Origin of the sequence: Nocardia sp. NBC_00565 (assembly GCF_036345915.1) — a bacterium.
Taxonomy (GTDB): Bacteria; Actinomycetota; Actinomycetes; order Mycobacteriales; family Mycobacteriaceae; genus Nocardia.
Window position 1 is genome coordinate 7,313,964 of the sequence record NZ_CP107785.1, and the last position, 13,112, is coordinate 7,327,075.

Genomic DNA, 13,112 nt, shown 5'->3' on the forward strand with positions numbered 1-13,112 from the left:
AATACTACAATGATATTCCATATTTATTCGATTGTTCTTATCAGTTTCATTACCCACGATAAAGAACGTGACCAATCGCGACCGCCTGCTCGGCCTCACCGTTGTCCTGCTCTGGGGCCTGAACTTCATCGCCATCCGGGTGGGGCTCGACCACTTCCCGCCCTTGTTCTTCGCCGCACTGCGCTTCGCGGTGATCGCGGTCCCGGTCATGTTCTTCGTCCCGCGCCCACAGGTGCCGCTGCGCTGGTTGCTCTTGTACGGCATCGGATTCGGCATCCTGCAATTCGCTTTCCTGTTCACCGCGATGCGCACGGGGATGCCGACCGGATTGGCCTCGCTGGTACTGCAGTCCTCCGCGCCGTTCACCGTTGTCCTCGGCGCGCTGTTCCTGCGGGAACGGCTGCGGGCGACACAGTTGCTCGGCATCGCCGTCGCCGTTGCGGGCATCATGGTGATCGGCCTGGACCGCGCGCAGCACGCCGCGCTGCGGCCGGTGCTGCTGACGCTGGCCGGCGGGCTCGGCTGGGCCTTCGGCAATATCGGCTCCCGGCTGGCCACCGCGTCCGACGGTGTGAATCCGCTGCACCTCACCCTGTGGATGGCCGTGGTGCCGCCGATCCCGATGTTCGCGCTCTCCGCACTCACCGAGGGGCCGACCACCGGCCTGCACGCACTGACCGACGTCTCCTCCCCCAGCGGCTGGCACGCGCTGCTCGGCCTCGCCTACATCGTCGCCCTCGCCACCATCGTGGGCTCGGGCCTGTGGACCTACCTGATGAGCCGCTACCCGGCCAGCACCGTCGCACCCATGTCTTTGCTCGTACCCGTGGTCGGCATCCTCGCCGCGTGGGCCGTGTTCGGTGAGCAGCCCACACCGTTGTCGCTGATCGGCGGGCTGATCGTGATCGGCGGCGCCTTCGCCGCTACGACGGCTGGTCGCCGGGCCGCCAAACCTGTCGACATCGCCGATGATGCCGAGACGGAATCGATGCCGGCCGTCCGCGCGGCATCGGCCCCAGCTCTCGGCGGACCGGCCCGACTGGTCGAAGTCTGACGCGGACGTCGCGATAGACGGCCCGACTCGTCGAAGCACGACCCAAACGTCACGATGGGCGCCCCGGCCGCAGGGCGTGCATCGTCCGAGCCACGCTCGACACACTCTGCGACGAGCCACCCGGTTCGAGTGCGGGCGTACCGACCGCTTGACGTAGACGTCCGTCAACCCAGCAGATACCCCGTGATCTGCATAGAAACTGTCCATGGTCGGCTCACATCGGTCACCGCGACGTACCAACTGGCAGCGGGCGGTTCGTCACGGCTCGCACTTGCGAAGGTTGCGAACGGCCCGAATCGTCAACGCGTCGTTGAACATCCAGGAAGTTGCTCGCGGGCGCGGGCGGACCGGTAATGTCTGCCCCGCTGTAATCGCAGACCGGTCGAGGTGGCATACCGACCGCGCGGCAGCGACCGTATCTAGGGTGGATCGGATTGCCCGGGAGCAGTCGCTTTACAGTGTTCGGCGTGGAACAGGGTCCGGAGGCTTGAACGTGTCGAGAAACTTGTCGGTGCTTATCCGTAAGGCAGCTCCCATATCGGGAACGATGCCCCAGACGCCCAAGCGGGGGGCCGGGTCACCAATGCCTGTGGAGATTTCGGCGCTGACCAGCCCACTACTCGGACTGGCGAAACCGGTAACGATGAAGCAAGAACCTGCACCAACACCGGTGCGGGAACACCCGAGACGGGTGGTGCCGGACAGTTTGTTCGGCACGCTGTAGGCACAAACAAGCGCATGGCAGATCAGCGATGGACGGTGTCGCGAAGAGCAATGCTCCGCAGCACTGTCGCGGCGGGGGTAGCAACGGCGGGGACACTGACGGCCGGTGCGCTGAGACCGGCGCCTGCCGCGGGCAGTCCCGGCGGCAGGCGGGTCGCGGTACTCGGCGGTGGGGTCGCGGGCCTGACCGCGGCGCACGAACTGGCCGAGCGTGGATTCCAGGTCACCGTGTACGAGAGACGCGCGCTCGGTGGTAAAGCGCGCAGTATCGCGGTGCCGGGCAGCGGGTCGGGTGGACGACCGGAATTACCCGGCGAGCACGGTTTCCGATTCTTTCCCGGCTTCTACCAACACATTCCGGATACGATGCGGCGAATTCCGTTCGCGGGCAACCCGGATGGTGTCTGGAACAATCTGATCGGCGTACCGGAGGCACGTTTCGCCCGCCGCGACGGCGATGATTTCCGACTCCCGCTGAGCCCGAAGACCCGCACGAATTTCACCCCGGACGCCTTCCGCGAGACCGTCGGCGCGGTAATTTCGACGGCCTTGAAAATGCCGGCCAACGAAGGCGCCTACTTCGCCGATCGCCTGCTGGTGTTCTACTCCAGTTGCGACGCCCGCCGCTTGGGACAGTGGGAACACACCTCGTGGCGCGACTATGTCGGCGGCCATCAGCGTTCGCACGAATTCCGCGCCCTGCTCTCGCGCACGCTGACCAGCATCATGGTCGCCGCGAAGGAGGATATCGCCAGTGTCCGAACCATTGGCACCATGGGCGAACAGTTCCTCGGTAATCCTTTCGAAGTCGGCAACGACGGCGCGCTGGATCGGGTGCTGAACGGTCCGACCAATGCGGTGTGGATCGATCCGTGGGTGCGGCGGCTGGGCGAACTCGGCGTGCAATTCGCGCTGGGAGCCGAGGTGCGCGGGCTCGACATGCGCGATCGGCGGATCGCCTCAGCCCGCATCGTCGACGAGTCCGGCATCCAGCGCAGCGTCGACGCGGACTATTTCGTGGTGGCCCTGCCCGCCGAACAGGCCCGCACCCTGTGGTCGCCCGACGTGCTCGAGGTGCGCCCAGAACTGGCCGCGATGGATCGGCTCTTCGTCGACTGGATGAACGGCATCCAGTTCTATCTGCGCAGGCCGATGGATATTTCGCGCGGCCACACCGCCTATATCGACGCGCCGTGGTCGCTCACCTCGATCACCCAGAATCAAATGTGGACGCGCAAACTCACCGAATTCGGCGATGGCACTGTGCAGGACTGTCTTTCGGTCGACATCTCCGACTGGAACACACCGGGCATGCTCTACGGCAAGCCTGCCAAGGAATGCACGCACGAGGAGATCGCCCGCGAGGTATGGGCCCAGATGACGGCGCATCTCAACGACCGCGGCGAGGTGTTGCGCGCTGACGATCTGCACTCCTGGTTCCTCGATCCCGGCATCAGCTGGCAGGAGTCCGAGCGGCGCAACGCCAATGCCGATCCGCTGCTGATCAATACCGCCGGCTCGTGGGACTGTCGGCCCGAATCACGGGGTGCGCTCGAAAACCTCTTCCTGGCAGGTGATTACGTGCGCACAAACGTGGACTTGGCGACCATGGAGGGCGCGAACGAGGCGGCCCGCGACGCGGTGAACGCCATCCTGGATGCCTCCGGGTCGAATGCCGAACGCTGTCGCAAATTCACGCTGTACCGCGCAACCGAATTGGAGCCCTTGCGCCGCATCGACGCCGACCGCTACGCCGCAGGCCAACCCAACCTGTTCGACGTACGACTGTGAATCACATCCCGACGCCGATTGCCTTAGAATGCACAAGCAATCACTGATTTCGTGAGCACATGGGTAACTCGTCGGGCACGCCCAAAGGTGGTCCGGTGCGTATCCGACGGCCCGGAACGGGAGTCTCAACATGCTCGACGACCGGCAAAAGTTCCGGGGAGGCGGGAGAGCGATCACCGATCCGGCAGACCTGCGGAAGTTGCTCGGGGAAGTCATGCCGCGAGCCGCGGGCAAGGAACGCGTCGCACTCCATCCCCGCGACCGCGACTGGATCGCCGCCACCCCGTTCATCGCCCTGAGCACCAGCGATGCCGAGGGCAACTGCGATACCTCCCCGAAGGGCGATCCGGCCGGTTTCGTGCGGGTGCTCGACGACACCACCCTGGCCATCCCGGAGCGACCGGGCAACCGCAGGGCCGACGGCTATCTCAATATCCTCAGCAATCCGCACGTCGGGCTGCTGTTCATCATTCCGGGCCGCCGCGAAACCCTGCGCATCAACGGCCGGGCCCGGCTGGTCCGCGACGCACCGTACTTCGACGACATGGTGGTACACGGCCACCGCCCGATCCTGGCGATCGAGGTCGAGATCGAGCAGATCTTCTTCCACTGCGCGAAGGCGTTCATCCGCAGCCACCTGTGGGAGCCGCAGCAGTGGCCGGTCCACGATCTGCCCAGCCACGCCCGCCTGGTGAAAGAGATCCAGACCAACGTCACCGAGTCCGTCGAGGAACTGGAGCGGTATTACTCGCCGGAAAACTACAACGCCAAGCTCTACAACGGGTGAGCTCCTGTACGTGCTGGGCCACATCCCTCGGTGGCCCCGGTCACTGCGAAATAGCGCACACCGGAGCATCCGGGCCGCGCAGCGGATGCGCTGCTGAGCACAACACATAGACTCGCGGCGTGACAGACATAACGGTGCGTGGGCGGCTCGCGCTGCGGGCGGCGGCGGCAGCGTCGTGGGCCTCGCAGAAGGCGGGCCGCGGCAAGGGATCGATGATCGGCGGGCTGATCGCACTGCAGATCGATAAGTCGATCATGGATCAGCTCGGCCGCGGCCGCCGCACGGTGCTGGTAACCGGCACGAACGGCAAGTCGACCACCACCCGGATGGCCACCGCCGCGTTGAGCACGCTCGGCAAGGTCGCCACGCAGGCCGACGGCGCGAATATGGACGCGGGCATCGTGGCCGCGCTGAGCGCGCACCGCGGGACGCCGCTGGCCGCGATCGAGGTGGACGAGCTGCATCTGCCGCATGTCACCGATTCGCTGAACCCGTCGGTGGTGATCCTGCTGAATCTCAGCCGCGACCAGTTGGACCGGGTCGGCGAGATCAACATGATCGAGCGCAAGCTGCGCGCGGGGCTGGCACGGCATCCACAGACCGTGGTGATCGCCAACTGTGACGACGTACTGGTGACCTCCATCGCCTACGACCACCCGAATGTCGTATGGGTCGCGGCGGGCAGCGGCTGGTCGATGGATGCGACGAGTTGTCCGCGCAGCGGTGAGCCGATCGTGTGGGAGGGCGCGCACTGGCGCAGCACCGGCACGGATTTCGAACGGCCCGAACCGAATTGGTGGCTCGACGGCGACGAGTTGGTCGGGCCGGACGGTGTCCGGCTGCCGCTGAAACTGGCGCTGCCCGGCCGCGCCAATAAGGGCAATGCCGCACAGGCGGTGGCCGCGGCGGTCGTGCTCGGCGCGGATTCGGCGGCGGCGGTGACCGCGGCGGGTACGGTGCGCGAGATCGCGGGCCGCTACCGGACGGTGCAGGTCGGCGAGCATGCCGCCCGGCTGCTGCTGGCGAAGAATCCGGCGGGTTGGCAGGAGGCGCTGTCGATGATCGAACCCGATTCGGCCGGGCTGGTGATCGCGGTCAATGGGCAGGTGCCCGATGGCGAGGATCTGTCCTGGTTGTGGGATGTGCGGTTCGAGCACTTCGAGGGCGTGCAGGTGGTCGCCGCCGGCGAGCGTGCCACCGACCTCGCGGTGCGCCTCACCTATGCCGGGGTCGAGCACACCACGGTGCCGGATCCGTTGCGCGCCATCGCATCCTGTCCGGCGGGCCGGGTCGAGGTGCTGGCGAACTACACCGCGTTCCGTGATCTGAACCGCGATCTGGAGGAGCAAGCATGAGTGCAGCATCGCGCAGCGATTCGATGGCGGGTGGTGGCCGAGTGACGGGTGGGCCCGAATCGACCGTACGGATCGGGCTGGTGTTGCCCGATGTGATGGGCACCTACGGCGACGGCGGCAACGCACTGGTGCTGCGGCAGCGGCTGCGCATGCGCGGCCACGCTGCCGAGATCGTCGAAATCACGCTGGCCGACCCGGTTCCCGAGTCGCTGGACATCTATACCCTCGGCGGAGCCGAGGATTCGGCACAGCGCCTGGCCACTCGACACCTGCAGCGCTATCCGGGGCTGCAGCAGGCCGCCGCGAAAGGCGCTCCGGTACTTGCCATCTGCGCCGCCATCCAGGTACTCGGCCACTGGTACGAGACATCGTCCGGCGAACGCGTCGACGGCGTCGGCCTCATCGATGTCACCACGTCCCCCCAGTCGAAGCGCGCGATCGGCGAGGTGACCACCACCCCGCTGCTGCCCGGCCTCACCGCGCCACTCACCGGTTTCGAAAACCACCGTGGCGGAACCAAACTCGGCGGCGACGCGACCGGCCTGGCCCGCGTCACCCGCGGCGTCGGCAACGGTGTCGGTGACGGCCTGGAAGGCGTGGTCCAAGGCTCCGCCATCGGCACCTACATGCACGGACCCGCCCTCGCCCGCAACCCCGAACTCGCCGACCTCCTACTTGCCCGCGTACTCGGCGTCGACTCACTGCCGCCACTCGACCTCCCCGAGGTCGATCAACTCCGCCGCGAACGCCTTCGCGCCTGACCGCTGATTCGGGCTGGTCGTGGGTGATCGGCAGCGCGCAGCGACGCCGATATCGGGTAGCCAACTGGTCGCTCGGTAAGCTGTAAGAGCGCAACGCGACGCGCTTTTCGCCTCGAGCCTCGGCGGAAAAATGGGTTATGCACGATACGATCTCGCTATGGCGACGATCACACCAGCGAGATCGGATCGGCTCGAGGAGCAGTCGGCACCGGCGGACGGTCAGCTATCCTTGGCGAGCCGACTTCGGGCGTGGCGGCCGCGTCCGCTACATGCTTCGGCAATCGTCACTGGCATCGTCGCACTAACGTCATTCGAAATGTCGTTTGCCGCGTTGCACGACCTGTCGGTGCGAAACCTGGTGGCTCCGGCGCTCGCCGCCAATGTGCCGATCGCAATCGATGGCCTGGTCGTCGGTTCGATCATTGCCACCGCCACCTTCCGGAGGGGAAGTTCCAGCTGGTGGTATGCCACGGCACTATTCGTCTTCTGGACCCTGGTGTCGGTCGCCGGAAATATCGAGTACGCGCGCGAAATCGGGGGTAGCCCAGTGGCTTTGTCGCTGTACGCGGGCATGCCGTTGACGATGCTGTTCGCGGTGCATCTCACCCTGATGCTGTTCGGGCGACGACGCGCGCACACACGCATCGCAAATCCGGCCCCAGTGCCGCTGGAGGATCGCGACCCAGCGGCGGCGGCGGATCACGACCCGGCCGCGGCGGCGGATCACGACCCAGCGGCGGCGGCGGATCATGACCCAATGGCCGCGGAGGATTGGGCCCCAGTGGCAGAGGAGGATTGGGACTCCGCACCGCAGGACGATTGGGACTCGGCACCGCCGCCCCAGCGCGTCGTACCGATGCGGATACCCGCGATCCTGGAGAATACCGACCCGCTGCCCGGCGCTCCGAAAAAGGTACTGGCCAGCGCACTGCCAGGGAACGGCCACTCGACGTCGCCGCGGATCACTCCGATGTTCACGACCGCCGGCCCGAACGGCCAGACAAAGATCAACCCTCTCTAACAGGCGACAGCGGACTGCTCGTCTCAGCGGCAAGCCGCGCCTGAGGTGCTCACCCAGCTCGAACTGCTTCAGCCACAACCCGACACATCGATGGAGTAAGCGATGGCACTTACCGTTTGGCAAGACCAGGGCATAGATCAATTCCGAGAGATCGCGGGCCGGCTAGCGTCGGTGATCCAGAGCGGCATCGATCGATCGGGCGCGTTGAACCAGTTCGCCGAATCGATCAGCAGCGGAGAAGCATTCACCGATCTGATGATCGAATACTCGTCCCGGTGGTTCACCGAAACCGGCGGACGCTCGATCTTGATCGGGCCAGAGTTGTTCTGGTTGATGTCGGAGCCCAGCCCGCGCCGGGTATCCGGCACTGGCATGCGAGTCCAGGAATCCTATCTGGATACCGAATTGACAGCCGGACAGCGGGCCCGGATTCTGCTGCTCATCTGTGTTTACGAGGCGCTGGCGCAAAACCAATGGGCACCGGAAGGCATAGCGGAGCACATGATTGTGACCAACGGCGTTGGCTAACTGATTGCCGCAGCGCGGCGTTGATCCGCGCGTACCCACGGGTGCGCGCGGTCAGCGCGGATCGGGGGTGCCGCAGAGTTCGTGGACCAGGCGCATCTTTTCCAGGACCGGGTCGGGGAGGACGAACGGGTAGAGGTCGTCGTGGCCCATGGAGCGGTTGACCATATTGAGCGACCAGGCGAGGGGGAGCCAGAGGTCGATGATGTGGTCGAAGCCCGCGCGGCCGACCTGGGGGCGGTCGAGGGTGGCGCCCGCGGGGGCCAAACCGAAAGCGGCGGCGGTGTCGAGGGTGTCGCGGATGTGCAGGTAGTGGGCGAAGGTTTCGGCCCAGTCCTCGGCGGCGTGCGTGCTGGCGTAAGAGGAGACGTAGTTGATTTCCCAGCCTGCCGGCGCGCCCTGTGAGTAGTGGCGGTCCAGGGCCGATTGGTAGTCGGCGTAGGGGTCGCCGAACAGGGTACGGAAGCGTCGCATGGCATCGTCATTGTCGACTAGTACGGCGAAGTAGTAGTGGCCGATCTCGTGGCGGAAATGACCGAGCAGGGTGCGGTAGGGCTCGTCCATTTCGATGCGCAACTGTTCGCGGTGCGGGTCGTTGGCCTCGGCCAGGTCCACCGTGATCACACCGTTCTTGTGACCGGTGACGACCCGGTCGGTGGCGCTGGAGAGCAGGTCGAAGGCCAGACCGGTCTGCGGATTCCGGTCCCGGCCGACGATCGGCAGACCGAGTTCGACCAGTTCCATGATCAGTCGGCGCTTGACGGCCTCGGCTTCGGCGAACCCATCGAGGCCCTGGGCATCGAGATCGTTCGGCCGGGTGCGGGTCAGGCGGCAGGACTCGCAAAGTCGCTGTCCCCCACTGCATTTCGGCGCTGCGTCGGTCCGAGGCGTCGCATTCGAGACAGGTGTGGCCGACCCGGCGTCGAATACCGGCGCCGATCCGGGTTCGGGCGACGCGCCGGACGTTTCGGACCCTGGCCGAGCCATTTCGTCCGGCACCGGCACCAGCCAATTGCACTGCGCCACATGCAAGTTGTCGCAGAGACGGAAGCGGTTGCGATCGACCACACCGCCCGGCCGATCCACCGCAGCCTCGCCGGGCGGGTCGCCGATCACCACCAGCGCACGGTCGGCGAGGCTGAAACCCAGTGGGCTGGCACAGGACAGGCATACGGAGTTCTCGAAGGCCAACTGCTGTCCGCAGTTCGGACAGGTGAAATCACGCATCTCGATACACCGCCACCGGTGCCACGTCGACGGACACGGTGATGGAGCTCTCCTTGGCGTCGGTGTAGATGATGCCACGCAGCGGCGGCACATCGGCGTAATCGCGGCCCCAGGCCACGGTTACGTATCGCTCATCGGCGAACTGATCGTTGGTCGGGTCGAAGCCGATCCAGCGTCCGGTCCGATCGTGGGCGGTATCGCCGGGCACCCACACCGCCGACCAGGCATGGGTGGCGTCCACGCCGACCATGCGCTCCCTACCCGGCGGCGGATCGGTTGCCAGATAACCGGATACATAGCGCCCGGCCAGTCCGTGCGAGCGCAGGCAGGCCGCACCGATCCTGGCGAAGTCCTGGCAGACGCCCGCGCGGGCGGCGAAGACATCCGCGACCCTGGTGGAGACGGTGGTCGAGCCGGACTTGTAGGTGAAGTCGTCGTGGATGCGGGTATTGAGTTCGGTCACCGCCGCCAGCAACGGCCTGCCGGGAGTCAAGGATTCGGCCGCGTACGCGATGACCTCGGGGGTGATCTCGGGCGGATGCAGGTCGAGGGTGAATTCCACGGCCAACGGGCCGTTGGCCGTGCTCGGGCGCGCTTGCTCCCACGGTTTGCCTGCCGCGCTCACCGCGTGCTGATCCTGCGCCTGCACCTCGACCATGGATTCGCCGGTGACCACCAGCTTCGTATGTTCGGAGGTGACATGGAAATACGAGGTGGTGTTGCCGTACACATCGGTGCCGATCGACCGGTCCGACGGCAATGGATCGATGTGGATCTCGTGTGAGAGCAGGCGCTGCCCCGGAAACTCGCGCGGCGTCAGATATGCGCGCCCGTAGGAGCTGCTGACCTCATCGGAATATTTGTAGGTGGTGCGATGCTCGACCCGATAGCGCCGGGCGGCATCGTTGCGTGCCATCATCCAACGACCCTCGTGCTACCCCACAGTGGCTGAATACCAACCGGCAGTGCCAGTTTCGTCGTCTCGAACGATTCGGAGATCTTGCGCAGCCGCAAGTGCACGCCCTCCAGCAGCTCGGCCAGTTCGGTACGCCTGCCCTCGGCGTCGGTGACATCCAGATCGGCCGGGTCGACGCGGCGCAGCATCCGCTTGGTGTCGGCCAGCAACCGTTGCGGGCGCGAGGATACCGAGGCGCCCGGCAGCGTCTGGAGGTCGGCCTCGAGCCGATCCAGTTGATAGGCCAGCGAGCGCGGATTGCTCGCGTCGAACAGCAGCAATCCGGCGACGGCCGATACCCGCACCGAATCCCGATGCCGACGACGGTAACTCACCGATGACTCAGTGGCGCTGAGGACCGTTTCGGTGACCACCCGCTCGGCCTCCGCCGGATAGGACTTCGTCAACGCGGCCGCCAGCAACGCGGTCAACGACAGCCCCCGTTCGATCCGCTTGCCGATATCCATCACATACCAACCGGTGTCGCGCACCAGCGATTCGGCCCCGATGCCGGACAACGACAGCAATGCCGCCAACGACAGCGAATGCACCGCCGACAGTGCCGTCTCCTGATCGTCCCCGGTGAACCGATATTCGACCAGCGCCCGGTCCACCGCACCCAGAATCATCCAGGTGTCCGCCGATAACTGATCACGCACCGCCCGCGCCGCCGACCCGTACCGATTGATCGCGAACGCCATCGACCCGGGCATATTCTGGTCCACGGTCAACGCCACCAGATAGTCGTGGCCCTCTCGACCGGCCCCCGGCGCCACCATCAGCTGCCCTCGAGCCGCAGTCTGCTCCGGCATCGGCCTCTGCGACTGCGATTGTGACTGCGCCCCCGTCGAACGTGGCTCTGCCCCAGTCGATCCCGACTCGGGCACCGCATCGGTGGGCCCCTTCGGACTCGGCTCGGTCGCACCGACACCCTGCGCTCCAATGACATCCGAATCTGCCGCACTAGGACCTCGGTCGGCACCCGGCTCACTCGCGCCGGAACCCGGCACTGCCCCAGCAGAACTGGGCTCCTCGGCCACGTCCACCCCGCCGGGCAGAACACTCAGCGGAGCCAAAGTCCCTGTCATCCGCGCCAGCGCGGCCATCAGCGCGGGCAACGCGCCCGCACCGTTCAACCACGGCCGGTACCGATAGTCCTGGTACGCCTCGTGCGTCGCGATCAACAGCCGCACAGCGGCTTCCGCACGTTCGCTGTATCGGCCCATCCAGAACAGATCGCTGAGCACGCGGGGCGAACTGACCGGTTCCAGGGCGGGCGCGCGGCGTTCGCGTTCCTCATGGGCGGGCTCGGTACCGATGGCGGCAACGGCGGTCGGCGCCGCACGCACCCAAATGTCTTTGGCGGCAACCTTGATGACCACTCGCTCGGGCTGCAGGCGCTGGCGCAGTTGGCCGAGGCCACCTTCCATCGCCGTATACCCACCGCGCCGAGCCAGCGAGAACAACCGCATGCCAACCGGTGCCGAAGCCAGGCCGCCGTACCCATGAACGGCCGGTGCGACCGAGAACTGCGCGGGTTCCTGCCCGACCCACTGCCACCCGCGGTCCTCGATGCGGGCCGCCAGTTCCGCACGCTGCGCACTGGACAGTTCCGGACCGAACAGTGTCGCCCCGTCCACCGCCGAGCGGATGATCAGCCGATCCAGATTGGCGATCAGATGTGACCGTTCGCTGTCGAGGCCGCCCCAGTACGTCGGCGCGCTCTCCAGCGCCAATTCCTCCCCGAGCAGGACCCGCGAGATCCGCGGCAGGAATCCGGCCAGCGCCGGATTCTCCAGCAGCCCGCTGCCGAGCGTATTGACCACGGTCACCGCGCCGCGGCGCAGCACCTCCACCAGCCCGACCACCCCGAGCCGCGAATCCGGCCGCAGATCGAGTGGATCGGAGAATTCCGCGTCCACCCGGCGCAGCACCACATCGACCCGCTTCAACGTGCCGAGCGAACGCATCCACAGCGCACCGTCGCGCACCACCAGATCCGCGCTCTCCACCAGCGGAAAGCCCAGCGTCGAGGCGAGATATGCCTGGTCGAAGGCGGTTTCGGAGTGCACGCCCGGACTCAGCACCACGACTACCGGATCATCGTCGTCGGCCATCGGCGCGGATTCGATCAACATCAACCGCATCGCCCTGGCGAACGGCGTCAGCGGTCGCGGATTGGAATGCTCGAATGCCTCCGGAATCGCCGTCGACACCACCCGGCGGTCGGCCAGCGCGTAGCCGGCGCCCGAGGGCGCCTGCGCCCAATCGGCGATCACCCGGAACTGCCCGTCGCTCCATCGGCTGAGGTCACAGGCGTGCAGGAACAGTTGATGCCGCCCGGGAATCGTGATGCCGTGCGCCGCGCGGACATACCCGCTGTTGCCGAACACCACCTCCGGCGGCAGCAGTCCCGTGGTGATGGTGCGGCGCGCACCGTAGATATCGGTGAGCACCTCGTCGAGCACCCGCGACCGCTGCACCAGCCCGGCTTCCAGCTGAGTCCAGTCATCCGCGGAGACAAGTAGCGGAATGGGATCCAACCGCCAGGCCGTCGGCACGGCCGGATCAACCGCCGCCCCGACCTCGGTGTAGTAGATGCCGTCGTCATCGATGAGCCTGCGCACCCGGCTGTCCAGCCGCCCGAGCCCGGTCGTGCCCAACTCGACGAAGTCGGCCGAGAGCTCCGACCACATCCGCCGCACGCCGCCCCCGGGATCGACCAGTTCGTCGTAGTAGCCGCCCATCGGCCGACCGCATTCGTCATAGGCCGCGGTATCGGCGCCCTCGGCGCGGTAGCGGGCGAACTGTTCGGCGATCTGCTCGCGCACGCTGAGCCGTCCGGAATTCGGCAGCGTCGTCTCGTCCTGGGCACGCAAACCCCGTTGCGCTTCGTCGCGCATAGTCACCGCG

General features: G+C 66.4%; 10 protein-coding genes. 7 read left to right on the plus strand and 3 right to left on the minus strand.

The window, feature by feature from the left end; genetic code table 11:
• The first annotated feature begins 67 nt into the window (after positions 1-67).
• From OG874_RS33775 to OG874_RS33805, 7 genes are all read left to right on the plus strand, one after another.
• Positions 68-1,054: an EamA family transporter gene (locus OG874_RS33775; protein WP_330251118.1), complete on the plus strand. Its 987-nt coding sequence runs from the start codon at positions 68-70 to the stop codon at positions 1,052-1,054.
• A 738-nt stretch (positions 1,055-1,792) separates the two neighbouring features.
• Positions 1,793-3,568, plus strand: a complete 1,776-nt coding sequence (locus OG874_RS33780; protein WP_330251119.1) for a hydroxysqualene dehydroxylase — start codon at positions 1,793-1,795, stop codon at positions 3,566-3,568.
• 130 nt (positions 3,569-3,698) lie between these two features.
• On the plus strand, positions 3,699-4,355 hold the full coding sequence (locus OG874_RS33785) for a pyridoxamine 5'-phosphate oxidase family protein (protein ID WP_330251120.1): 657 nt from the start codon (positions 3,699-3,701) through the stop codon (positions 4,353-4,355).
• Positions 4,356-4,474: 119 nt separating this feature from the next.
• Positions 4,475-5,710: a Mur ligase family protein gene (locus OG874_RS33790; protein ID WP_330251121.1), complete on the plus strand. Its 1,236-nt coding sequence runs from the start codon at positions 4,475-4,477 to the stop codon at positions 5,708-5,710.
• A 23-nt stretch (positions 5,711-5,733) separates the two neighbouring features.
• Positions 5,734-6,471, plus strand: a complete 738-nt coding sequence (locus OG874_RS33795) for a type 1 glutamine amidotransferase (protein WP_330257538.1) — start codon at positions 5,734-5,736, stop codon at positions 6,469-6,471.
• Between the two features lie 157 nt (positions 6,472-6,628).
• The gene (locus OG874_RS33800; RefSeq protein WP_330251122.1) at positions 6,629-7,492 is read left to right on the plus strand and encodes a DUF2637 domain-containing protein; all 864 of its coding nucleotides are present in this window, start codon (positions 6,629-6,631) and stop codon (positions 7,490-7,492) included.
• A 102-nt stretch (positions 7,493-7,594) separates the two neighbouring features.
• Complete coding sequence (locus OG874_RS33805; RefSeq protein WP_330251123.1) at positions 7,595-8,020, plus strand: hypothetical protein; 426 nt, start codon at positions 7,595-7,597, stop codon at positions 8,018-8,020.
• Positions 8,021-8,071: 51 nt separating this feature from the next.
• Here OG874_RS33805 and OG874_RS33810 read toward each other — a convergent pair whose 3' ends face one another.
• From OG874_RS33810 to OG874_RS33825, 3 genes are read right to left on the minus strand one after another with little or no spacing between them, the layout of a single operon-like run.
• Positions 8,072-9,244, minus strand: a complete 1,173-nt coding sequence (locus OG874_RS33810; protein WP_442943161.1) for a zinc-binding metallopeptidase family protein — start codon at positions 9,242-9,244, stop codon at positions 8,072-8,074.
• The gene (locus tag OG874_RS33820) at positions 9,237-10,163 is read right to left on the minus strand and encodes a transglutaminase family protein (RefSeq protein WP_330251124.1); all 927 of its coding nucleotides are present in this window, start codon (positions 10,161-10,163) and stop codon (positions 9,237-9,239) included. The genes OG874_RS33810 and OG874_RS33820 overlap by 8 nt, the downstream gene beginning before the upstream one ends.
• The gene (locus tag OG874_RS33825; protein ID WP_330257539.1) at positions 10,160-13,102 is read right to left on the minus strand and encodes a circularly permuted type 2 ATP-grasp protein; all 2,943 of its coding nucleotides are present in this window, start codon (positions 13,100-13,102) and stop codon (positions 10,160-10,162) included. The genes OG874_RS33820 and OG874_RS33825 overlap by 4 nt, the downstream gene beginning before the upstream one ends.
• Positions 13,103-13,112 lie beyond the last annotated feature (10 nt).